The organism is Rhizobium sp. NPDC092011 (assembly GCF_044756305.1).
Taxonomy (GTDB): Bacteria; Pseudomonadota; Alphaproteobacteria; order Rhizobiales; family Rhizobiaceae; genus Rhizobium.
In genome coordinates, this window is record NZ_JBIVSO010000020.1 from 63,601 (window position 1) to 84,333 (window position 20,733).

20 protein-coding genes are annotated in these 20,733 nt (G+C 59.2%); 6 read left to right on the plus strand and 14 right to left on the minus strand.

Translation table 11 applies throughout. From position 1 onward, the window contains the following. Window positions 1–7 precede the first annotated feature (7 nt). Genes ACIQJ2_RS34860 through ACIQJ2_RS34870 form a run of 3 tightly spaced genes read left to right on the plus strand, consistent with a single transcriptional unit; the run spans window position 8 to window position 3,504 of the window. Window positions 8–1,258: an acyl-CoA dehydrogenase gene (locus tag ACIQJ2_RS34860; RefSeq protein WP_400675907.1), complete on the plus strand. Its 1,251-nt coding sequence runs from the start codon at window positions 8–10 to the stop codon at window positions 1,256–1,258. 11 nt (window positions 1,259–1,269) lie between these two features. Next, window positions 1,270–2,193, plus strand: coding sequence for a hypothetical protein (locus ACIQJ2_RS34865; protein WP_400675905.1), 924 nt, complete (start codon window positions 1,270–1,272; stop codon window positions 2,191–2,193). A gap of 21 nt (window positions 2,194–2,214) precedes the next feature. Beyond that, window positions 2,215–3,504, plus strand: a complete 1,290-nt coding sequence (locus tag ACIQJ2_RS34870) for an NtaA/DmoA family FMN-dependent monooxygenase (RefSeq protein ID WP_400675903.1) — start codon at window positions 2,215–2,217, stop codon at window positions 3,502–3,504. Between the two features lie 160 nt (window positions 3,505–3,664). Here ACIQJ2_RS34870 and ACIQJ2_RS34875 read toward each other — a convergent pair whose 3' ends face one another. From ACIQJ2_RS34875 to ACIQJ2_RS34895, 5 genes are read right to left on the minus strand one after another with little or no spacing between them, the layout of a single operon-like run. Further along, window positions 3,665–4,087 carry a DUF2177 family protein gene (locus tag ACIQJ2_RS34875; protein WP_199148541.1) on the minus strand — a complete coding sequence of 141 codons (423 nt, stop codon included), beginning with the start codon at window positions 4,085–4,087 and terminating at the stop codon, window positions 3,665–3,667. A 29-nt stretch (window positions 4,088–4,116) separates the two neighbouring features. Next, window positions 4,117–4,488 (minus strand): DUF2147 domain-containing protein, encoded by a 372-nt coding sequence (locus ACIQJ2_RS34880; protein ID WP_400675901.1) that lies wholly within the window; start codon window positions 4,486–4,488, stop codon window positions 4,117–4,119. A gap of 22 nt (window positions 4,489–4,510) precedes the next feature. After that, complete coding sequence (locus ACIQJ2_RS34885; RefSeq protein ID WP_400675899.1) at window positions 4,511–5,743, minus strand: class I SAM-dependent methyltransferase; 1,233 nt, start codon at window positions 5,741–5,743, stop codon at window positions 4,511–4,513. Beyond that, complete coding sequence (locus tag ACIQJ2_RS34890) at window positions 5,740–6,561, minus strand: DUF1365 domain-containing protein (protein ID WP_400675897.1); 822 nt, start codon at window positions 6,559–6,561, stop codon at window positions 5,740–5,742. Before ACIQJ2_RS34890 ends, ACIQJ2_RS34885 begins: the two co-directional genes overlap by 4 nt. Next, on the minus strand, window positions 6,558–7,943 hold the full coding sequence (locus ACIQJ2_RS34895) for an NAD(P)/FAD-dependent oxidoreductase (RefSeq protein ID WP_400675895.1): 1,386 nt from the start codon (window positions 7,941–7,943) through the stop codon (window positions 6,558–6,560). Before ACIQJ2_RS34895 ends, ACIQJ2_RS34890 begins: the two co-directional genes overlap by 4 nt. Before the next feature lie 182 nt (window positions 7,944–8,125). On the opposite strand from ACIQJ2_RS34895, the gene ACIQJ2_RS34900 reads away from it, so the two are divergent. From ACIQJ2_RS34900 to ACIQJ2_RS34910, 3 genes are read left to right on the plus strand one after another with little or no spacing between them, the layout of a single operon-like run. Continuing rightward, complete coding sequence (locus tag ACIQJ2_RS34900) at window positions 8,126–8,917, plus strand: DUF1295 domain-containing protein (protein ID WP_400675893.1); 792 nt, start codon at window positions 8,126–8,128, stop codon at window positions 8,915–8,917. Further along, entirely contained in the window at window positions 8,914–9,942 is a 1,029-nt protein-coding gene (locus ACIQJ2_RS34905) for an SAM-dependent methyltransferase (RefSeq protein ID WP_400675891.1), read from the plus strand. The genes ACIQJ2_RS34900 and ACIQJ2_RS34905 overlap by 4 nt, the downstream gene beginning before the upstream one ends. After that, window positions 9,942–10,493: a hypothetical protein gene (locus ACIQJ2_RS34910; protein WP_400675889.1), complete on the plus strand. Its 552-nt coding sequence runs from the start codon at window positions 9,942–9,944 to the stop codon at window positions 10,491–10,493. Before ACIQJ2_RS34905 ends, ACIQJ2_RS34910 begins: the two co-directional genes overlap by 1 nt. A gap of 93 nt (window positions 10,494–10,586) precedes the next feature. Here the strand turns inward: ACIQJ2_RS34910 and ACIQJ2_RS34915 are convergent, their stop codons facing one another. The 9 genes from ACIQJ2_RS34915 to ACIQJ2_RS34955 all read right to left on the minus strand — a co-directional run bounded on the left by ACIQJ2_RS34915 (window position 10,587) and on the right by ACIQJ2_RS34955 (window position 20,612). Beyond that, a complete protein-coding gene (locus tag ACIQJ2_RS34915; protein WP_199148532.1) occupies window positions 10,587–11,687 on the minus strand; it encodes a sn-glycerol-3-phosphate ABC transporter ATP-binding protein UgpC in 1,101 nt (366 codons plus the stop codon). Then, the gene (locus ACIQJ2_RS34920) at window positions 11,687–13,795 is read right to left on the minus strand and encodes an ADP-ribosylglycohydrolase family protein (protein WP_400675887.1); all 2,109 of its coding nucleotides are present in this window, start codon (window positions 13,793–13,795) and stop codon (window positions 11,687–11,689) included. Before ACIQJ2_RS34920 ends, ACIQJ2_RS34915 begins: the two co-directional genes overlap by 1 nt. A 29-nt stretch (window positions 13,796–13,824) precedes the next feature. Next, window positions 13,825–14,658, minus strand: a complete 834-nt coding sequence (locus tag ACIQJ2_RS34925) for a carbohydrate ABC transporter permease (RefSeq protein WP_199148530.1) — start codon at window positions 14,656–14,658, stop codon at window positions 13,825–13,827. Continuing rightward, window positions 14,655–15,500 carry a carbohydrate ABC transporter permease gene (locus ACIQJ2_RS34930; protein WP_199148529.1) on the minus strand — a complete coding sequence of 282 codons (846 nt, stop codon included), beginning with the start codon at window positions 15,498–15,500 and terminating at the stop codon, window positions 14,655–14,657. Before ACIQJ2_RS34930 ends, ACIQJ2_RS34925 begins: the two co-directional genes overlap by 4 nt. 50 nt (window positions 15,501–15,550) lie before the next feature. Beyond that, window positions 15,551–16,870, minus strand: a complete 1,320-nt coding sequence (locus ACIQJ2_RS34935) for an ABC transporter substrate-binding protein (RefSeq protein ID WP_400675884.1) — start codon at window positions 16,868–16,870, stop codon at window positions 15,551–15,553. 24 nt (window positions 16,871–16,894) lie between these two features. After that, a complete protein-coding gene (locus ACIQJ2_RS34940) occupies window positions 16,895–17,908 on the minus strand; it encodes a LacI family DNA-binding transcriptional regulator (RefSeq protein WP_199148527.1) in 1,014 nt (337 codons plus the stop codon). A 461-nt stretch (window positions 17,909–18,369) separates the two neighbouring features. After that, window positions 18,370–18,843: a hypothetical protein gene (locus ACIQJ2_RS34945; RefSeq protein WP_400675882.1), complete on the minus strand. Its 474-nt coding sequence runs from the start codon at window positions 18,841–18,843 to the stop codon at window positions 18,370–18,372. A 277-nt stretch (window positions 18,844–19,120) separates the two neighbouring features. Next, a complete protein-coding gene (locus ACIQJ2_RS34950) occupies window positions 19,121–20,428 on the minus strand; it encodes an ATP-binding protein (RefSeq protein ID WP_400675878.1) in 1,308 nt (435 codons plus the stop codon). A 25-nt stretch (window positions 20,429–20,453) separates the two neighbouring features. Then, a complete protein-coding gene (locus tag ACIQJ2_RS34955) occupies window positions 20,454–20,612 on the minus strand; it encodes a helix-turn-helix domain-containing protein (RefSeq protein ID WP_400746720.1) in 159 nt (52 codons plus the stop codon). Window positions 20,613–20,733 lie beyond the last annotated feature (121 nt).

The window sequence follows — 20,733 nt, forward strand, 5'->3', positions numbered from 1 at the left end:
GAAGAACATGACTGCAGTGGATGCACCACTCTCGTTGACCTACCTGCGTCCGGCGACAGCGAGGGAGGACGTCTTGGTCCAACGCTTCCAGCCGATCTTCGATCGCATTGCCGCGGGAAGCGTCGAGCGTGAGCGCAACCGTACCTTTCCGTTCGAACAGGTACAGTGGCTGAAGGATGCCGACTTTGCCCTGCTGCGAGTTCCAGAGGATCTTGGCGGCTTTGGCGCTTCGCTCGAGCAGACTTTCTATCTGCTGGCCCTGCTTGCGGAAGCCGATGCCAATGTCGCCCATGTCTGGCGCAATCATCTTGCCTTCGTGGAGGATCGCCTGAATGCCCGCCCATCTCCAACGAACGAAAGGTGGTTCCAGCGCTTTCGGGACCGCGAGTTCGTGGGTGGGGGCTGGACCGAAGCAAACAACGGAACCTACGCAACAATCAAGACCGTGGTGACGCGCGAGGACGACCACTACAAAGTCACCGGCGCCAAGTTCTATGCGACGGGGAGCCTTTACGCCGACTGGCTGGACGTGATTGGTAAGAGTGAGGATGGCACGTTGATCACGACGCTGGTGAGCCGCCACCAGCCAGGGGTAGAGCTGACCGACGACTGGCCGGGCTTCGGGCAGCGCACCACAGCAAGCGGCAGTGCCATCTACAAGGATGCCATTGCTCACGAAGGCGATGTGTTCCCCGCAAGCGAGCGGGTGGTCTATCAGGGGCATTTCTACCAGACCGCGCTGCTCGCTGTCTTGACGGGTATAACTCGGGCGGTCCAGCGCGATGGCATCTCCGCGCTCAAATCTCGTGGCCGCAATTACCCGCAAGGTCTCGATCCCGTCCCGGCGCTCGATCCGCAATTATTGCAGGTGATCGGTGAGGTGTCGGTCCGGGTGTTTTCCACCGAAGCGGCCCTGCGTCGCGCCGCCGGTTCGCTCGACCTCATCGCGTCAGCGCATGCGGCCGGAGACGTCGCCCTGCGCGATCGGCTGGTGACTGCGGGAGAAGTGGCTGTATCGCAAGCACAACTTGCGATCATCGACGGGGTTCTCTATGCCGTCACGCATGTCTTCAATGCTCTTGGCGCTTCGGCCACGTCCGAAGATGCGGCACTCGATCGTCATTGGCGCAATGCGCGGACACTCGCATCGCACAACCCTGTGGCCTACAAGGCTCGCATTCTCGGCGACTACTTCGTCAACGACAAATCTCCTGTTTCAAGCATCGCCCGGCTCGGGCGTGGTGGCCAAGGCAACTAGGGAGGCGTGTCATGACCAAACCCTATCTTGCTCTCGGACTTGCCGGACCACATCTGGTCGAACTCACGTCCAGCCGTGCGCTTCTCGCGCGGTGGGACGCATTGGAGGTCGCATTCACTGTCCTGGGAATTGACCGCCTCGATGGCAGCGACCCGGCATCGGTCACCTTGACCAGCTCCGCTGTGGGAGCGACACTTGCGGGCGCAACCAGGAACGGTCGGTTTCTGATAGCTGCGACCCCACAGCGCGACCATCCGTACAATATCGCCCGGCGTGTCGCGTCGCTTGCCCATTTATCTCAGGGCCGCAGTGGCCTCCTGATCGGCGTTCGCGATGCCTACGCGCCACATGGCCCAGTAGGCGCTCCCGCATGGGGTGGGGCAGGGCTCGGTGGCGGTGCTGCGCTCGACGCCCGGACAGCTTACGACGCTGCGCTGGCAGTGCGGGCGCTCGAACAGAGCTGGCCCCACGATTCAATTATCGGAGACCTGGATACCGGTATTCTGGTTCAGTCCGACCGCATCGTGCATGTGGACATTGACAACAGCTTCTCGATTGCAGGGCCGTTGAATGCACCTGAGCCGGCAACGGGAGCGTCGGTAATCGCTTGGTATCATGGTCCAGATTCTGACCTTCCGCCACGAGGCGATGACGATCCAATCGATCTGGTGCTGGGCGCTTCTGGTTCCGTCGCCGTGGTGTCGCTTGGAGAAAAGCCGCCCATCGCAGGCCGTTCAGGTGTCTTGCTCCGTGCGGGTGCGAATGAAACCATCAGCGACCTGTTCGACGCCGCCGAGCGCTTGCTCGGGGAGGACTTCGCTCCCTCGCGCCTTGGCGGCTCGTTACGCTCCGCACTTGAGCTTGCTCACCCAAAGCCGTTGCCGCCGAGCGCGCGATCAGCCTTCCCGACGCCGCAGCCGCATACAGCGCTCTAGATCGCAACCAAGAGATAAGAAATGACACATAAACGATCCGGCCACGTGCTCCTCGGCATCAATGTCCTCGTTCTTGGCTATCTGCCCGCAGCGTGGAAGACGCCGCTCCTGAAGAAGGATTCCTTCATCGATCCCGGCTACTGGGAGAATATCGGTCGCACCGCAGAACGTGGAACCCTCGACGCACTGTTTCTCGCCGACGGACCATTGCTTGGTGATCCAGCCTATGACGCAAACCCGATCCGTCTTGAGCCCTCCGTCAACTGGGGACACGTCGCGGCGGCGACATCGCGGGTCGGACTGGTCGCGACGGCCTCGTCTACCTTCAACGATCCCTTCGAACTTGCGGAGCGCTTCCTCTCATGGGATCATCAGACCGGCGGCCGCGCGGCTTGGAATGTTGTTACGACCCGCAATATTCCTGCAGCTCGGAATTTTGGGTTGCCCGACATTCCCGATCGCGACGACCGTTACGGAAGAGCTAGCGAATTCGTTGATGTTGTCCGAGCTCTCTGGGGGTCGGCTGCCGACGGCCAGACGATACGACACCATGGCGACTTCTTTGACATCGAGGGCCGCCTGCGCGTTCCGCCATCCAAACAGGGCCAGCCAATCATCTTCCAGGCGGGCGGCTCGCCCCAAGGGCGCGAGCTCGCAGGTCGGGTTGCCGAGGGTGTTTTCGCGGCCGAACTCACGAAGATCCAGGCCATCGAGCACTACCGCCTCGTCAAGGGCATTGCCAGAAGCCACGGACGCTCCCCGGACGACATCAAGATCCTTCCCGGTCTTCTGCTGAGCCTGGGTAGCACCGAAGAGGAGGCGCGTCGCCGAAGCGACGAGCTTCACGATGCCGGCCCCGCATCGTACTCTATCGGCTGGCTATCGCAGGCGATCGGCTTTGATGCTTCGAAACTGGAGCTCGATGCGCCCTTTCCGGAAGAGGTTCTCGGCCCCATCAAGGATGCCCAGAAATTCAACGGAAGCATCGGTTTCCGGGAGTCCATTGTCGCGCAGATCCGTAAAACCAACCCGACGGTGCGGGAATATCTCAAGCAGACCCGCTACACCGGTTCCGGTCACGCCGGTTTTGTCGGCACGCCAGAACAGCTTGCCGACCACATCGAGGACTGGTTCCATGCCGGAGCGATCGACGGCTTCAACCTGCAGCCCGATCGACTGATCGATGGCCTGGCCGTCATCGTCGATGAGTTGGTGCCGATCCTGCGAAAGCGAGGACTGTACCGCCATGAGTACGCAACCGAAACGTTGCGCGAGCACCTTCGCGCCGCATCGCCGACGCCTTCCTTCTAACGAGGGCGCCCTGTCGCTTATGGTTGAGGGCCTCGCTCGAGTTTCGACACTCGAAGCCGAATTCTCTCGGATGAGTAGGGTAGAGATGTTCGACTGCGCAAATCGGCGGCATGGGGAGGAGCGGATTGGCTATGTCGCGGTAAATCGGCACCTGGCGAGATCATGATATGCCGTTGTCCGTTCTGGCAAGGCGCCGGGTGACGCAGAAACTGACTCCGGCAGCGGTGGCGGAGAGCACCGTTCCCCAAATCAGGTCCGCAATCGTCAACATCGTCGACCAGTTCTTCAGTGTCGACTGGTTGGTCAAATCGTAAGTGGCATAGGCGGTGAAGCCGACGACCGCGCCCTGGAGCAAGGTCGTGCGGATGGAACCGGACAACAAGCCGGTCCTGACGGCGAGAACTGTCAGGCCAGCCGTGTAGAGAAGATAAAATGCGATGGCTGGACCGAGCCGGAATTCCGCTGTCAGCATGTCACCCAAGACAGGGCGATAGAGACGGTCTGCCATGCTGCTGAGCCAGAGGAAGTCGATCGCAACAAATACGATGAGAGTGGCGAGATAGGCGATGGAATAGGTCCTCATTTGCTTGCCTCCAAAAATCGGCCCTGCCGCTAGTTGATGCGAGCCCATTCGATACCCTTGCACAGGAGGCCGGCCACGATGCAGCCGCGCGTGGTCATCTTGTCGCCACGGACAGTCACGGTGAGCTTGTAGGTCATGTTCCGTTGAGGGTCGAACGCTGTACCCAAATAGACCCCTTCGTCACCCGGCTTGATGGTCATGACAAGTTTGTCGCCTTTCTTCTCCTTGGGCGTTCCCGGCTTGATCCAGGTATTCGTCGCGCAAATATCAGAACCGCAGGGCGCGATCCTGACCTTGGCATTTCCATCTCCGCGCGCCCACTGACCCTCGATGTCGGCCGCCTGAACGCTCCCGGCACATCCGGAAACAAGGATTAAAACTGCGGCGATGACGTGCTTCATCCTGACTTCCTCGTGGACCCGGTTAGGCATGCTTGATCGTGTACAACCCGACATCGATGCTCTCCTCCTCAAAGCCCGCCTCGCAATAGCAGAGATAATAGTGCCAGAGACGCTTGAAGCTTTCATCGAAGCCCTGTGCTGCAATGGCGGGCCAGCGGGCGTGAAAGCGCGCGCGCCATTCCGCGAGCGTTCGGGCGTATGATTTGCCGAAATGCTCGACTTCCACCAGCTTCAGGCCTGCGGCCGTCACGGCTGCATCGAGCGCTCCGTCTGACGGCAGGAAACCGCCGGGGAAGATGAATTTCTGGATGAAGTCGATGCCGCCGCGATAGGCCTCGAAGCGGCTCTCCTCAATCGAGATGATCTGAAGCACGGCGTGGCCATCTGCTTTCATGCAGCGCCTCAAGGTGTCGAAATAGTTCGGCCAATAACATTCGCCGACAGCCTCGAACATTTCGATCGAAACGATCCGATCGAATTGCCCATCGGTATCGCGATAGTCCTGGAGCCGCAGATCGACCTGACCATCTTTGGCCGCTGAGACGACCGCTTGTTTCGCCCAGGCGAGCTGGGACGGCGACAGGGTGAGACCGACTACATTTGCATCCGATAGCGTCGCAAGCTCGACCGCAAGTGCGCCCCAGCCGCAACCGATCTCCAGAACGCGCTCGCCGCCGGAAAGCGCAAGCTTTTCTCGGATGACATCGAGTCGCTTCTGCTGGGCAGCCTCAAGGCTCGCTGTCGTCTCGTCGTAGATTGCCGACGAATAGAGCATCGTCGGTCCGAGCCATTGCTTGTAGAAATCGTTGCCGAGGTCGTAATGCGCCTCGACATTGCGACGGCTTCCCTTCTTCGTGTTGGCGTTCATGAGATGTCCGATGCGGTTGACGATCCGCATCAGCACATTGCCGTCAATCGCTGGAGAGAGCGCTTGCGCATTTCTGGCTGCCAGTCGGATAACCGCTGTGAGATCCGGTGTTGTCCAATCTTCCTCGATAAACCCTTCCGCAAACCCAATATCTCCCGCAGCCGCGATGCGTCGCAGAGCACGCCATCGCCGCATGACGATCGTCGCGTCGGGGCCAACCTCTTTTCCGGCCCTTTCGATGACAGCGCCGGACGGCAGGACGACTTTCAGGCGGCCGCAGCAAAGGCTTCCGATCATCCGGTTCAGAATGCGCCCACCGATGCCAAGTTCTTCCGCCTTTGTAACACCCGAGAACGATGCCTCGGAAAATTCCTCAATCTGGCTCATGAGCTTCTCGCCTTTTGAGACTGCCTTTGACTGCCGGACCGATGACGGACGACAGACACTGGTTCCGCGGGAGGTCGGGGCCGCGCCTTGAGCTGGACGCCCTTCAACCAGATCTTCAGAGCCTCCCAATGAATGCCGCCGACGACACGCAGTGTCAGGAAGGGGATTGTTAAAAACGCCTTCAATAGCGCGGCGTCCGTGAGGTCGGAGCGCTTTGCCAGATGCCGCGCCGTGAGCACCAGTCCCTTCTCATCAAAGGCATCGATACGGATAGAAAACCTCTCGGCGGGTGGAGAAACCCGGAATTCATAGCGAAGATCCATGTCCATAAAGGGCGACACATAGAAGGCTTTGTCGCAGTGCTGGACGATTTCATCGCTTCCGTCCCGATCGACAGGGATCATGTAGGCGTGACGTTCTCCGAAGGTGTTGTCGACCTCCCAGAGGATGGCTCTCAGTTCTCCATCGCAACCGGAGCAGAAGAATACGCTGAGCGGATTGAACGCCCAGCCGAGCACCCTCGGCATGGTCAGAAGCCGGATCGGACCGCCATCCGGCTCGATGCCGGCACGCCGCATCGAGCGCTCCACCTGGCCCTTGAGGTCTTTGCCAGATCGGTCGCCACGATCTGCGCGCCGAAACGAAAAAAGGTTGAAACGATCGACGGAGAACAGCTTGAGACGACGATCAAGCAAATCGAGTTCGTCGAGATCGAGAAGCAGCGAGTAGATGCGGTAGGCAAGCCTGTGCCGCTTCGGCCTCGAACGCGCATGTGTTACGTGCCCTGGATAAAGGCCCGATTGTAGGCTCGATATCATACGAATGCCTCCTGCCCGGCCGGTCGTCCGATCGGCCGCGTGACTGGCCGGCGCACGATCCGGCCGCTTTCCTGCGCCACCCGCCAGGGCCGGCGCATTCCGCCAAGTTCCTCCGCGACTGCAAGCCCCGCCTGAATACCGTCCTCATGAAAGCCGGAACCAAAATGCGCGCCGCAGAACCAGGTATTGCGCACGCCCTGCAACGACCAGATTTCCTGTTGTGCGCGGTGAGTTTCCAGATTGAAGACAGGATGCTCGTAGACCTCGCGTCGAATCACGGTTTCCTCGCGCGGTTCGCGGCGGGGATTAAGCGTCACGAAAGTCGGAGGTGCTATACCAAGGGGCTGAAGTCTGTTCATCCAATAGGTAATCGACGGCTGTGTCTGCTCATCGGATGAATGGGGGCGCCTGTCGGCGACGTAGTTCCAACTGGACCAGGCGGCGTGCCGCTTCGGCATCAGAGCGGTATCGCCGTGCAGTAAAGCCTCGTTGCGTGAATATTTGAACGAGCCAAGAATTCGGCGCTCTTCATCGGTTGCATCCATCAGGATGCGAAGGGCCTGGTCGGCATGGGTGGCAAGCACTACCTCGTCGAACATGTGGCTCGCACCATGTGCATCCCGGATCTCCACGCCCCCTTTTTGACGATAAACCTCTCGTACCGGCGTGGATAACCGGATCCGGTCGGCGAAACGGCTGGTCATGCGGGCGACATATTCGCGGCTTCCGCCCTTCACCGTTCTCCAGGTCGGGCGGTCCCACAGTTCGAGCAGGCCGTGATTGCAACAGAACCTGACGAAGCTGGCCGCTGGCTGAGCCCCGACCTCGAGTGCTGGCGTCGACCAGATTGCGGCAGCCATCGGGTAAAGGTGATCGTGGCGGAACGCCAGGCCATAGCCGTTTCGGTTCAGGTACTCCTCGAGAGAAATCCCACCCATGATCGAGAGGTCGCGTGGCGCGCGGCGGTAGAAGCGCAGCAGGTCGTTCATCATCGACCAGAAGCGCGGGCGTAGGAGATTGGCTTTTTGCGCCAGCAGGCCGAAACCTGTTCCACCGGAATATTCGAAGGCACCATCGTCCATCGAGACTGCAAACGACATGTCGGAAGCAATCGTCGGCACGTCGAGCGTCCGGAACAGGGCTGTCAGATTCGGATAAGTCACCTCGTTATAGACGATGAAGCCCGTATCGACGGCAATGGGCCCGCTCGCGCTGTCGAATTCGACTGTGTTGCTGTGACCACCAACGCGATCCGATGCCTCGAAAACCGTGACGTCATGGTCGCTGGACAATAACCAGGCTGCCGACAGGCCAGAAATCCCACTTCCCACAATTGCGATGTTCAGGCGTTTGCCACCATTGCTCCGCTCATCAATTGACATGCCGTCCTCTCGCCTGAGCCATGGTCGTGGCTTTGGATTTCCCTTGTTGCCTGTTCGAGATACGCGCGGTCGCGCCAGATGGTTTCATAAACGGTGCGGATTTTTGAAATTTAATCTCAAAGGCACGAAACCGAATCGCGCCGTCGGCCGTACAGGCAGTCATAGCTTTGATAGAGAGAACCATGGATTTAACACTCCTGACCATCATTGCAGGCTGGCTGTCGCTGGCCATGGTCGGTGCCTGGGCGATACAGCGCGCGACAGGGCTGAGTGGCTGGGTCGACACGATCTGGTCGGGCACAGTGGGCATTGGCGGCATCATCGCCGCGGTCTTCGCGCATGGCAATTTCGATCGCCGAATGATCGTCCTCATCATCATCGCCGCGTGGGCGCTGAGGCTTGGCAGCCATATCGGCACGCGTACCCGAGGCAGCGGCGAAGATCCGCGGTATGCAAGATTGATCGAAGAATGGGGGGATAGAGCCGCCTGGCAGCTTTTTCTCTTTCTGCAGGTGCAGGCGCTGGCAGCCTTCATTCTGGTGTTGGCGGTCTATCTGGCCGCGACCAATAATTATGGCTATCCCCGCGCCATCGACCTTTTCGCCATCCTCGTCGCTGTCGTGGCGCTTGGCGGCGAGGCGATCGCTGATTTTCAGCTTTCCCGCTTCCGAAAAACGCCGCAAGCAAAGACGGAGGTCTGCGAGGTCGGCTTATGGCGTTATTCGCGTCATCCCAACTATTTCTTTGAATGGCTCTTCTGGTGCTCCTGGCCGCTTTTTGCGTTGACCTTGTCAGCGTGGACATGGGCTTCGTTGCTGGCACCAGCCCTGATGTATTGGCTGCTAGTGCATGTTTCCGGCATTCCGCCCCTCGAAGAACACATGCAGCGCTCACGCGGCGACAGATTCCGTGACCTCCAGAAACGCGTCAACGCCTTCTTTCCCGGACCTCGTAGAAACGGAGAACTGCCATGAACATGCTGGCCTTCGCAATCAATACCGCCGAGCGTGCGCCGCTGACTGACGGCATGACCCTGGCGGGGATTGATTTCCTCTGCGCCCGCACCAAACGTCGCCTGGCCGCCACACCGGCGATGGAAGAACAGGGCTTCGCCGAAACGATGGACAGTTTCCCTGTGGCGATCCACACCGACGTGGCGAACCGCCAGCATTATGAGGTGCCGGCCGAATTCTTCGCTCTGGCGCTCGGACCGCAGCGAAAATATTCCTGCTGCCTCTATCCGACGCCCGACACCACGATCGAGGACGCGGAAACTCACGCGCTCGCTGAAACGGTAATGCATGCCGCAATTGAGGACGGCATGAGCATTCTTGAGCTCGGCTGCGGCTGGGGCTCGCTGTCCCTCTATCTCGCCCGGCAATTTCCGAATTGCCGTATCACATCCGTGTCGAATTCCGCTTCGCAGCGAGCCTACATTCTCGACCTTGCAGCCAATCGCGGGCTCACGAATCTTGACGTCATCACCGCCGACATGAACGACTTTGCGACCGAAGAACGCTTCGACCGCGTCGTCTCGGTCGAAATGTTCGAACATATGTCGAATTGGCGTGCATTGCTGAGCCGCGTCCGCGGATGGATCACTCCGGATGGGCGGCTCTTCCTGCATGTCTTCGCCCACAGGGATCGCTCTTATCGCTTCGATCACGACGACCCGACCGACTGGATCGCGCAGCATTTCTTCACCGGTGGTATCATGCCTGCCCATGATCTGCCGCACCGGTTCGGCGATCTTTTCAAGGTCGAGCAGGAATGGCGGTGGTCGGGCACCCACTATCGCCGCACGGCGCTCGACTGGCTTTCGAACTTCGATCGCGAGATTGACGGCATCCAGCCCATATTAAAGCAGGTCTACGGCAGGCAAGCCTCTCTCTGGCGGCGGCGTTGGCGATTATTTTTCCTGTCCACCGCCGGTCTGTTCGGTCATGACAACGGCGAGGTCTGGGGTGTCGGCCATTATCTTCTTAAACCGGTTGTCTGATGGTCGGGACACGACAGCAACTCGATCCATTGACCCGGGCAACGGTAACCATTGCCTGGGTGATCTTTGCGAATAAGCCTTTCTATCCGATCTACGTCTGGTATCTGATCGGAACCGGCGTCAGGGAATGCTTGCTAACATTGATTTCCGCGCCATTCTTTCTTGCCATTCCCTTTGTTGCCCGGCGCTCACCGCTGGTCGCGCGGATCATGCTGCCGACGATCGGCACACTCGATACCTTGTTCGAGACAAAGCTGTTCGGGACCGCATCCGGTACGGAACTGTTCTTTTCAGCCTGTGTGATGCTCGCGGCGCTCTCGTTCAAAGCCGAGGAAAAATGGTGGCAACGGGGAATGGTGGCTTTTAGCTTTGGAGCGTTTCTGCTTTCCCGCAACTGGATCGTCGCTCCTTTGTATGGGTGGAGCGAAGTGGAACTCTCGGTCCTGTTCAAGCTAAATGCTTATGCCGTAGCCAGCCTGCTGGCTTTCATCGCGCTTCGCTATGCCGGTGTCGAGCGCGACGTTGGATCCGATCAGTTCGATCGTGATTAGGAGACGATCAGCACCCAACGGGGAGATCGCATGCCTATGGAGCGATCGGCTGGATCATTGGAACCAACGATCAGCCAATCGCTTCATGGCTGGTCAAGCTGACATCACCGGCTCGGCCGCCTTGTTTGACAGGCGTCGCCCGTCGGCGTCGAACAGGCAGATCCGGTCCGTCCGCGGCTGCAGCCAGATCGTCTCTTCCGGCGCGATATCGAGCCGGTCATGGAAAACGGTGACGATTGTCTGTCCACCAACGGTTGCCGTTATATGCGTTTCAGATCCGAGTGGTTCGACGACCACCACGCGCGCTGGAATGCCGACATTCGCCGCCGAAAGGGTAAAATATTCCGGCCGAATGCCGTACACACCCTCCACGCCGGCGAGCTTCGGTGCCTGATCGTGCAGGGGCAATATGATGCCGTCATTCGTCTTGAAGACAGGCCGGCCGCCGTCACTGTCAAAGCGCCCGTTCAGCAAGTTCATCGCCGGAGAGCCGATGAAGGCGGCGACGAAGGTGCTATGCGGATTGTCGTAGAGCTCGAGTGGCTTGCCGATCTGTTCGATATGCCCGCCGTTCATGACCACGATCCGATCGGCCATGGTCATTGCCTCGACCTGATCGTGGGTCACATAGATTGTTGTCGTCGCCAGCCGGCGATGGAGGCTCTTGATCTCGGCTCGCATTGCCACGCGCAGCTTTGCATCCAGGTTGGACAAAGGCTCGTCGAAGAGGAAGACCTGCGGATCGCGAACGATCGAGCGTCCCATGGCGACGCGCTGGCGCTGACCGCCCGACAGTTGCCGGGGATAACGTCCCAGCAGGTCGGTGAGTCCGAGAATTTGCGCTGCATGCGCCACACGCTTCTGCTTCTCGTCCTTGGGTGCACCGGCAAGCGTCAGCGAGAAGGCCATGTTTTCGGCAACCGTCATATGCGGGTAAAGCGCATAATTCTGAAAGACCATGGATATATCGCGTTCCTTGGGCGGCAGATTGTTGACCACGCGCCCGCCGATGCCGATCGTGCCGCCGGTGATGTCCTCAAGACCGGCAATCATTCTAAGAAGGGTCGACTTGCCGCAGCCGGATGGCCCGACCAAGACAACGAACTCGCCGTCTGCGATATCAGCCGAGACACCGTGGAGAATTTCCACGGCGCCGTAGGCCTTGCGTGCCCTGTCTATGGTAACGGTTGCCATCACGCCGCTCCGATCCGGATCTCGTTCGACGACAAGGCGCCCTCATGGACGAGCAGACCAACACCGCCGTCGCGGAAGGCTTCCTCGGAGCTGTCCTCCGCCACCACCGAGATCCCATCAGCTTCAAAGGTAATTCGTGCGCCTTGCGCCGTGACTTTCATCGCAATGTGCTTGTCGAATTCGGTCTTGAAAGGCGCCTCCGCAAGGACCTTGGTGTCTTCATCGCGGACCCTGACGATCTGCATCTTGCCGTCGCGCGTCACCCGTGCCCCATAATAGCGCCGAAGGCCCTGGGCGCGAATGGCGAGGCCGCCGTAATTGCCGAGATGAATCATAACCTGGCCGGAGGCTTGGTAATCGGTCCATTGCCGCGTGCCGTGGATGATGATGCCTTCGCCGCTATTTTGCGCAATACGGAAGGCGGCCGGGAAGCGCTTGGAGAAGAAGCTCGCGCCGTTTACCCAGGCCATGCGCCAGAAATCGCCGTCACCGGCCGGACGCTTGAGGGTCAATTTTGGCGTTCCGTCCCAGCGGATGTAATCGACCAGAAGACGGCCATCAGCCCGTCGACCCGTACTGCTTACCGCAATGCCGATTTCGGCGATCGGCTGACCATCGACATCGGGCAGCGTCCATTCGAGTGTGGCCTCGGAGCCGGGCTGAAGGATAACCGGATCCGAATCTACATCGCTTAATTGATCCCGCTCGTCATAGACACGGATGCGCAGGCGAGCTTCGATTGCGCCACGGTTCTGCGCGTCGGCCTTGATGCGTGCCTTTGCCGTCTGACCTGGATAGACAAGCGGCGTTGCCATCAGGTCGTAGGTCCGCATGTCGAGCATTTCGCGTGGCGAGAAGGTCGGTGTCGTGACGACCGCGCTTTGTGCGGGCCCGATGGCGTCGTAGTCGATGGTTAACGCACGGCCGCTCTCGAACTCGGCATTGCCGACGCGTACGTCGCTTGCCGTGTTGAGGCCCGCCTGCGGGCGGAAGCCCTGCTGGCTTCCGGGGAGAGAAAAGTGGAACTGCGCGCCATTCTTCGGGGCATCGAGTGATTGTTGGCCGGCAAGCCTCAGGCCGAGATTGGTCAGAAAATATGCCTGACGAACCGCATCATTGATGGAATTTCCACCATCGGCCGACGAGATCAGCAAGCGGTCGGCGATAGGTCCGCGGAAGTCCGGGCCCTCGGCAAGTCCGTCGAGCCCGTTCATGATCCCGAGCAGGCAGCCGACATTGCCGGCATTGCAATCCGTATCCCAGCCCGACGTGTTGACAATCATCTGCGCCTTCTGGAAGTCGTGCGGCGCATAGAGCACCGTCATGATCATCAGGGCGTGATTGGGCATGATGTGGCAATTACCGGGATATTTGTCATAGCCGTAATTGTCCTCAATCTTCTGGCGTGTGTCGCGCCAGTCCGGATTTGCCTTGTGCCAGGCTCTGATGTCGGCAATCAGCCGGGCGATATGGCTGTCCGTCGGGATCTGTTTCAGTCCGACATCGATCAGGTGGTCGATGTCGGAGGAGATGAAGGCTTCCGCTTCCATCGCGGCCCACAGCATGGCGGCATAAACGGATTCGCCGTCATGGCTGACCTTGCCTGCCTGTTCGGCAAGCCTGGCTGCAAGCTCCGGCTGGCCAGGCGCAACCATCGCCCATCCGTCGATGAAGATCTGCGCGCCGATCTGTTCGGCGACGCCCTGACCATTGGTGGCGATCGAACCGGAATGCGGTGCCGACACGCCCTTCTTGAGGTTCAGCCAGGCGGTGTGTTCCGTGGAGTTGCCATTGCCGCCCCACCAGAGGATCGACCGCTCCTCGACGATGTAGTTGAGCCACGCCTTGCCGATTTCCTCGGCCGAAAGGTTCGGTTTGATGCCGTAGTCTTCAAGCGCGCGGATGAAGGTGAAGGTGCCGGCCACATCGTCGTCGGTGACGACAAGCGGCTGGTTCAGGCGCTCATGCACATAGTACTCGATCGGGCCAAGCTCCTCCATGATCTTCTGGTAGGTCCAGCCCTCGAAGGGGCGACCGAGATAGACGCCGATAAGCTTGCCCAGGACACCGGCATAGACGCGTTCGAGATAGTCGTTCGGAAGCTGCATTGTTCACTCCATTTAACCAGGAAAATCGTTCAGCCTTTGACGGAGCCGCCGGCCATGCCTTCGATGAAGCGCTTCTGCATGAAGACGAAAAGCGCAACGACTGGCACGACGATGATGAGGGCTGCGGCCATGATCTCGCCCCAGTCGGAGCTGTACTGGCCGGAAAGCAGAAAGAAGGCGATGACGGCGGTCATGTTCTCCTGCTTTTGCAGGAAGGTCGTAGCGATGAGGAATTCATTCCACGAGTTCAGCCCGATGATCAGCGCCACGGTGAGGATGCCTGGCGAGACGATCGGCAGCATCACCCGCCAGAACACCTGCCAGTGCGTGGCGCCATCGACGATCGCCGCCTCTTCGAGCTCCTTTGGAACCGCAAGGAAGTAGGTTCTAAGCAGCATCACTGCGAAGGGGCTGTAGAGCGCGGTGTAGATCAATGCGACGCCGAATATGTTGTTGATCAGGCCGAGCTTCGCAAAGCCGAAATAGAGCGGAAAGATATACAGCTGGATCGGTGCAGTGGTGGTTGCGAGCAGATAGAAGGTGAAGATCTTCCAGCTTTTGATCTTGCGGCGCGCGATCACATAGGCTGTCAGCGACGATGTCGTGCAGACAAGCGCGATCGTTGTGCCGGACACGATCAGCGAGTTGATGAACGTCTTCGAGAACTTTGCGTGGTTCCAGGCATTGGCGAAGTTCTGCCAACGGATCGGCTGCGGCAGGCCGAGCGGGTTCTGGACGATCTGGGCTGCCGGCTTTAGCGAGTTCAGCACCAGGAGAGCGATCGGAAAGAGCGCGAGGAAGGCGAAGATGCCAAGCAGGATATAGCAGACCCAGAGGGTCAGGCGGCTTTCTACAAGCCTCATTGTTCACCCTCCCGGGTCTGGATGCGGACATAGAAAAACGTGCCGACGAGACCGAACAGGCTGATGACAAGCGCGGCGGCCGCGGCCTGCCCGACGTTCAGGTCGTAAAATGCCTTGCGATAGGCAAGGGTCGAAAGCAACTCGCTTGAAAAAGCCGGCCCACCCTGCGTGAGGATGTAGACGAAATCGAAGGCGAGGAACGACCAGATGACCGTCATGATCATCATCAGCGTAATGGTCGGCCGAATGCCCGGCAGCAACACGTAGCGCATCATCTGAAAATAGGTCGCGCCCTCTATTCTGGCGGCCTCGATCTGCTCCTGCGGCACCTGGCGGAGCGCTGCAAAGAAGATGACGCAGAGGAAGCCCCACCAGTGCCAGAGGTCGACGGTCGCGACACCGAAAAGCGCGATCGGTGGCTGTGTCAGCGGATTGGGGATCGGCAGGCCGTATTTCTTGAGGAGGCCGAAGACACCGGTCACGGGACTATAGATCATGCCCTGCCAGATACGGGCCGTGATCGCGGTCGCGATGACGACGGGCAGGAAGTAGACGACCTGAAAGAAATTGCTGCCGCGGCGCACGATCAGCAGCATCGAGGCGGCCAACAATCCCATCAAGACCGGAACTGTCAGGAAGACGAGCGTCCAGATGATGTTGTTGCCGAGCGCCAACCAGAAGACGCGATCATCCGCAAGCGTGCGGAAATTATCGAGACCTGCAAAGGTGGGTGAAGAAATACCATCCCAATTGCAGAAGGCGAGCGCCACCGTCAGCAATGCGGGGATCAGGACGATGATGATATTAATGATCATCGTCGGAACGAGATAGAGTCTGTGCATGGTTTCCTCCGGGCAGGGGCGACGCTCCTCGCGCCGCCCTGCGGCGGCTATCAGACGCGGGGTGGAACCGCCGGCGCCTTGCCGGCATCGCGTTCCTGCTTGAAGGTCTCATCGAGCTTCTTGAGAAAGTCTGCCGGCTTCGTCTTCTTGAGCCAGACTTCTTCCATGCCGCTCACGAGGTATGTATCCGTGGCCGGCGGCAGGAAGGTCCAGGTCGTATAGCCATATTTGCCGGCGCTGACGGCACCCGCCAACTGCTTCATCGCATCCTCGTAGAGAGGCAGCACCTTGTCGGAGAGTTCGACCTTGGAAAGGTCTGCCAGCGGTAGATTCCATTCGCCCTGCCAGACGGAGTTCATCTTGCTGTAGTAGTCGTCCGTGAACATGTAGTCCAGGACGGTGGCGGCGCCATCGGCATTGGCTGATTTGGCGTTGACCGACAGTGTCGAGCCGATACCGAGCGCGAAGATCGGGTCGCCTTTCTCGCTCGGGAAGCCGACGAAGCCGGGCTCCGCGTTGTTCTGTGGGAAATAGGTCTGAACGTTGGTGAAGTTCCACGTGCCGGTCGGTGCCATGCCGGCCTGACCGCTGGCGATCTGCGCAAAGGCCTGCTCGAGCGTCAGCGAGAAATAGTTTTCGCCGAAGTAGCCCTTGTCCCACCACTCTGCGAGCTTGTCGATCGAATGCACAAAAGCGGGGTCAGTCCACGGGATCGCCCCTGTAAGGGCCTTATAGACGTTCTCCGGGCCGGCGATCGAATTGAAGGCGATCGAGACATAGTGCTCGTTGGCCGGACGCCAGTCGGCATTGCCGGCACCGAAGGGAGTGAGCCCCTTCGCCTTCATCTCGTCGGCGAGCGACTCGAAATCTGATATCGTCGTCGGCACCTTCCATTTGTTCTGCTCGAACAATGTCTTATTGTAGAAAAGGCCAAGCGTTTCATAGGTCTTCGCCAGCGCATACAGCTTGCCGTTATAACGGCCGAGATCAAGGAAGAGCGGCAGCAGGCGCTCGTTCCAGCCATATTTCTTGGCATAATCGTCGAGCGATAGAAGCTGACCGGCCTGGGCCATCGCCGCGACATAACTCGGGCCGGCCGTGAAGACGACATCGGGTCCCGTGCCGGCGAGCATGGCAACACGCAGTTGCTTGTCGAGATCGGCGCCGCGGAAGTCAATGCTCAGCAGGTCCTCCGGATGGGCAGTATTGAATGGATCGATCAGGATATTCTTGAGGTTATCCTGGTTCTCCGGCGACGCGGATTCATACCAGAAAGATACGGGCTTCTGATCCGCCGCAAAAGCGAGGCGGGACATGAGCGGCAAGGCGGCAAGGCCGAAGCCAGCCTTCAAAACGGTACGTCTATGCATCGGTTTTCTCCTCCCGATTTGCTTTTATTCGTTGTTCGTCGAGCCCCGGACGATGAGGTCGAAGGGCATTTCGACAGCGGTTCCTGCACCGGTCTTCTCTCCGCGAAGACGATCCATCAGGGTCTGCGCGGCACGTTCTCCCATTTTCCACTGGAACTGTGCGACCGTCGTCAGTGACGGCGTAACGAGCTTGGCGGCCGAAATGTCGTCGAAACCGACGACGGCGATATCCTCGGGAATGCGAATGCGGCGCTCGCGCAGCGACTGCATCACCCCGATCGCCATCAGGTCATTGGCCGCGAAGATGGCGGTGGGTTTGAAATCGCCGCCGAGGATGCTCTCAGCCGCACGAATGCCACCCAACTCGGAAAATTCCTCGTCGATGACGACGTGATCGGGATGGCCGCGCTTTGCGAGCGCGGCGCGATAGCCTTCGATGCGATGCGCCTGCGGGCCGCCACGACCGGCGACAAGCGCGATGCGGCTATGACCAAGGCTGAGCAGATATTCGGTCACCGCTTCCGCCGCCGCGCGGCTGTCGACATAGATATCGTCAACCGGGATCGCGCCGCCGCGTTTTTTCGACGATTCAATTCGTACCACCGGAACGCCAGCTTCAACCAACGGGCTGAAATCCTTGGCCTTCAAGGTGAAGAAGACGCCGATCACGCCGTCGACGCGTCCCTGCCGTGCCCAATCGAGAAAGTGACGTTCGCGCTCCGGCGTACCATCGGTATTGACTGTGATCACATCGTAGCTCTGCCCGTCGGCGATCGACTGAATGCCGCGCACCAGCGAAGGATAGAACGGGTTGGTGATGTCGGGCACAATGCAGGCAATCGTCATCGTGCGGCTCGTCTTCAACGCCTGCGCAAAGCGGTTCGGCACATAGCCGAGATCTTTTGCCGCCTTGGTGATGCGCTCCCAGGTCTCGGCCGGGATGGATGCGCCGCCGCCACTCAGCACCATGGAAACTGTGGCCTGGGAGACCCCCGCGGCCCGTGCGACATCTTTTTGCGTTGCTCGTCCGTTTGTCATCGATCTTCACTTATACGTATTAGTGATACGTATCAATAGTGTGTCGAGTGTTTGATGTCAAGCAAGCTCCCATAGGGTTCGAGTCGGGCTGCCGTGAGCGAGGTTGGACCGGAGCGGCATTGACATCCGTCGGGTTTCCCGGCGCTCTGACCCAATGTGTGTTTGTGACCTAACCGCGCTGTAGCCGTGCATGCAGCCCATTATTCTCCGCAGGAATACGGATAGTAATCGCGCAGTCTCCACATAGGGTCGCTCAGAGCGGGAGGGCATAAAATCGCCCATGAGGGGGTGATTGAGATTTACGGCTGGCGGTGAAGCCTGGTCCATCGGCGTGGAATGCGCACCCGCTGCACTCTCCACTTTGTTAAATCTGACCACGGGCGCGGCCGCTTTCCTTCACCGTCGTGATGATTGAATTGAACGGCTTCGGCGGGCAATGCGGTTGGGTCAGCTATTGCCATTCATTGCAGCCAGGCCCGCATCGTCATGATCGCGCTTTCCTTTATCTCGACGACCCAGCCCCGGACGATCTCAACGCGATCCATGATCCATTTGAGCCACGCATAGGTGAGTAGTTTCTCGCGGCCTGCATGGAAAAGCCGTTCAACCAAAAGAAAGCTCATCAGGTAGGCCAATGCGATGATGACGAGCCCGGAGATCACATGGCCCCTGGCAATGACGACCAACGCGTAAATTTTCAGAGGCTCGGCAATCGCAAGGGGCACGACGAATAGGACGAGAATAACGCCGCGCGGCAAGGACCCGACAAACGCACCGAAGTGCTTTACGATAGAAAGCGAGGCGAACCAGTTCACGAGTGGCCGATAAACGGGTCGAGCGATCTCGCTGATGATAACGAGAACGGCGATGACGAGCCGCAGGGGCAGCAAGAGGAATTGCCAGGCAGACTGACGTTGACGTTTAATGATCGTCATTGAAACCCTTATATCACCATCGGTTGGCTGCGTATCGCGGACCCTTGCTAAAGACCAGCACGGGCTTCCTCATTTCATGCATTCATGCCCCTCGGCAATCGCTATCTACAGGGACTTGGCCTGGTAGCTCCGACCAAACGAAATTGCAGATCAATGCAATAGTTTTGAATTTCGTCCGCTTTGCGACCGTCGAAAGGCGCAAAGACACGACAAAGGCTGCGCGTTCTTCCTCTGCTTTCGTCATCCATATTTGCAGTTCCACTGCAGCAAGCCAACTCTATGCAGTTGCCAGGCGAACGCAGGTGCCAACATCCGGTGTGACGATTTCCAGGCGCATGCCGTGAAGTCTCGCAACGGCCGAGACGAGGCTCAATCCGAGGCCGTTGCCTGGGGCATGTCGGCTCTTTTCGGCTCGATAGAATCGTCGAAGCACGGCGTCGGCATCCTCTTTGCGGATTCCTATGCCGGTATCCTCGACCGCTACGGTCGCGCCGTGCCCGACACTTTCAACGCGGACGATCGCGCGTCCGTCCCTTGGCGTGAACTTGATCGCATTGTCGATCAGGTTGGCTATTGCTTCGAAGATCAGGCTGGGATCTCCTAAGATGATTGCGGGATCGTTGCTGCCTGAGGCATAGGCGAGGGTGACGCCGCATTCCTCGGCGGCAGGCTCGAAGAAATCGACGGCATCGCGCGCGATCGCCTTCAGGTCGATCTCGACGAAACCCGATCTGCGCAGCCCGTCTTCCACTTCCGAGATGCGCAGAAGCGCGCCGAAGGTCTTCAAGATGCCGCGAATTTCCTCGAGCGCTTCATCAACATAGCCGTGATATTCCTCAAGGCTTGTCGCGCGCCGTCGCGCGCGCTCAAGACTTCCGAGAAGGCGGGTGAGGGGCGTACGCATGTCGTGGGCGATGTTGTCGCAAACGCCCTTTACCTCCTGCATCAGGCGTTCGATTTCATCGAGCATTTCGTTGACGACTTTGGCGAGACGGTCAATGTCACCGCCGGCGCGACCCGTCGGCAGTCGCTGCTTGAGGTCGCCTTTCATGATGCGCGCTGCTGCGTCCGACATGGCGTCGAGGCGACGAACCGCCCCTAGGCCTACTGCGACAGTACCGGCGAGACCGAGTATCGCTGTCGTCAAAGACGCGAAAAGCGTCGCGTTTTCAAGCCGCTCCCGGAACTCGCGTTGCTCGTGCAAGCTTTGCGCGACAAGGATTGAACTGCCATCGGCGCGGCGATGCAGCATTCCTCTGTAATGGTCCTTCTTTGAGGCGCTGTGATCGGCAAAGTCGAAGGGAGCGTCGAAAACAGGTTTTTCCGGAAAGGCAAGCGGAATGCCGGCGATGAGCTTGCCGTTCTGGTCGAAGAGCGAAAATGGGCGCTCGGCATTCGTCTGATCCCTGCTTCGTGTCGTCAGACGCGAAACGATCGCATCCTCCGGCAGGCTTTGAAGCGACTGCATTTCGCGCGTCAACCACTCATCGCTTCGCTGATCGAGAAAACCCTGCATTTGCCAATCGACAAACAGAAACAAGGCGCTTGCCGCAGCACCGAAGACCACGAGAAAGGCAAGGGCCAATCGGAACCCGCTTGTCCTGAAAAGTTCACTTGGTCGCATCGAGAACATAGCCTGAACCGCGAAGCGTTCGGATCAAAGGCACAAGGCCAGGCAGATCCAATTTCCTGCGAAGTTTACTGATATGGACATCGATGACATTCGTCGCCTCCCCGTAGCGATAATGCCATACCTCCTCAAACATCATCGTGCGGGTCACTATCTGACCCGAGTGTGGAGTGAACCCTTCGGGCTGGACCACGGGACACGGAAAAACTGATACACTCTGCGGGGCTCAATCGGAGAAGGCTCATGAAGTCCCGAGGTCC

Coding starts and splice junctions, on each gene's coding strand:
- ACIQJ2_RS34945 (WP_400675882.1), bottom strand. CDS start 18,843: ATGACGATCATTAAACGTCAACGTCAGTCTGCCTGGCAATTCCTCTTG.
- ACIQJ2_RS34900 (WP_400675893.1), top strand. CDS start 8,126: ATGGATTTAACACTCCTGACCATCATTGCAGGCTGGCTGTCGCTGGCC.
- ACIQJ2_RS34925 (WP_199148530.1), bottom strand. CDS start 14,658: ATGAGGCTTGTAGAAAGCCGCCTGACCCTCTGGGTCTGCTATATCCTG.
- ACIQJ2_RS34870 (WP_400675903.1), top strand. CDS start 2,215: ATGACACATAAACGATCCGGCCACGTGCTCCTCGGCATCAATGTCCTC.
- ACIQJ2_RS34895 (WP_400675895.1), bottom strand. CDS start 7,943: ATGTCAATTGATGAGCGGAGCAATGGTGGCAAACGCCTGAACATCGCA.
- ACIQJ2_RS34860 (WP_400675907.1), top strand. CDS start 8: ATGACTGCAGTGGATGCACCACTCTCGTTGACCTACCTGCGTCCGGCG.
- ACIQJ2_RS34865 (WP_400675905.1), top strand. CDS start 1,270: ATGACCAAACCCTATCTTGCTCTCGGACTTGCCGGACCACATCTGGTC.
- ACIQJ2_RS34915 (WP_199148532.1), bottom strand. CDS start 11,687: ATGGCAACCGTTACCATAGACAGGGCACGCAAGGCCTACGGCGCCGTG.
- ACIQJ2_RS34910 (WP_400675889.1), top strand. CDS start 9,942: ATGGTCGGGACACGACAGCAACTCGATCCATTGACCCGGGCAACGGTA.
- ACIQJ2_RS34940 (WP_199148527.1), bottom strand. CDS start 17,908: ATGACAAACGGACGAGCAACGCAAAAAGATGTCGCACGGGCCGCGGGG.
- ACIQJ2_RS34905 (WP_400675891.1), top strand. CDS start 8,914: ATGAACATGCTGGCCTTCGCAATCAATACCGCCGAGCGTGCGCCGCTG.
- ACIQJ2_RS34935 (WP_400675884.1), bottom strand. CDS start 16,870: ATGCATAGACGTACCGTTTTGAAGGCTGGCTTCGGCCTTGCCGCCTTG.
- ACIQJ2_RS34920 (WP_400675887.1), bottom strand. CDS start 13,795: ATGCAGCTTCCGAACGACTATCTCGAACGCGTCTATGCCGGTGTCCTG.
- ACIQJ2_RS34875 (WP_199148541.1), bottom strand. CDS start 4,087: ATGAGGACCTATTCCATCGCCTATCTCGCCACTCTCATCGTATTTGTT.
- ACIQJ2_RS34930 (WP_199148529.1), bottom strand. CDS start 15,500: ATGCACAGACTCTATCTCGTTCCGACGATGATCATTAATATCATCATC.
- ACIQJ2_RS34890 (WP_400675897.1), bottom strand. CDS start 6,561: ATGATATCGAGCCTACAATCGGGCCTTTATCCAGGGCACGTAACACAT.
- ACIQJ2_RS34955 (WP_400746720.1), bottom strand. CDS start 20,612: ATGATGTTTGAGGAGGTATGGCATTATCGCTACGGGGAGGCGACGAAT.
- ACIQJ2_RS34880 (WP_400675901.1), bottom strand. CDS start 4,488: ATGAAGCACGTCATCGCCGCAGTTTTAATCCTTGTTTCCGGATGTGCC.
- ACIQJ2_RS34885 (WP_400675899.1), bottom strand. CDS start 5,743: ATGAGCCAGATTGAGGAATTTTCCGAGGCATCGTTCTCGGGTGTTACA.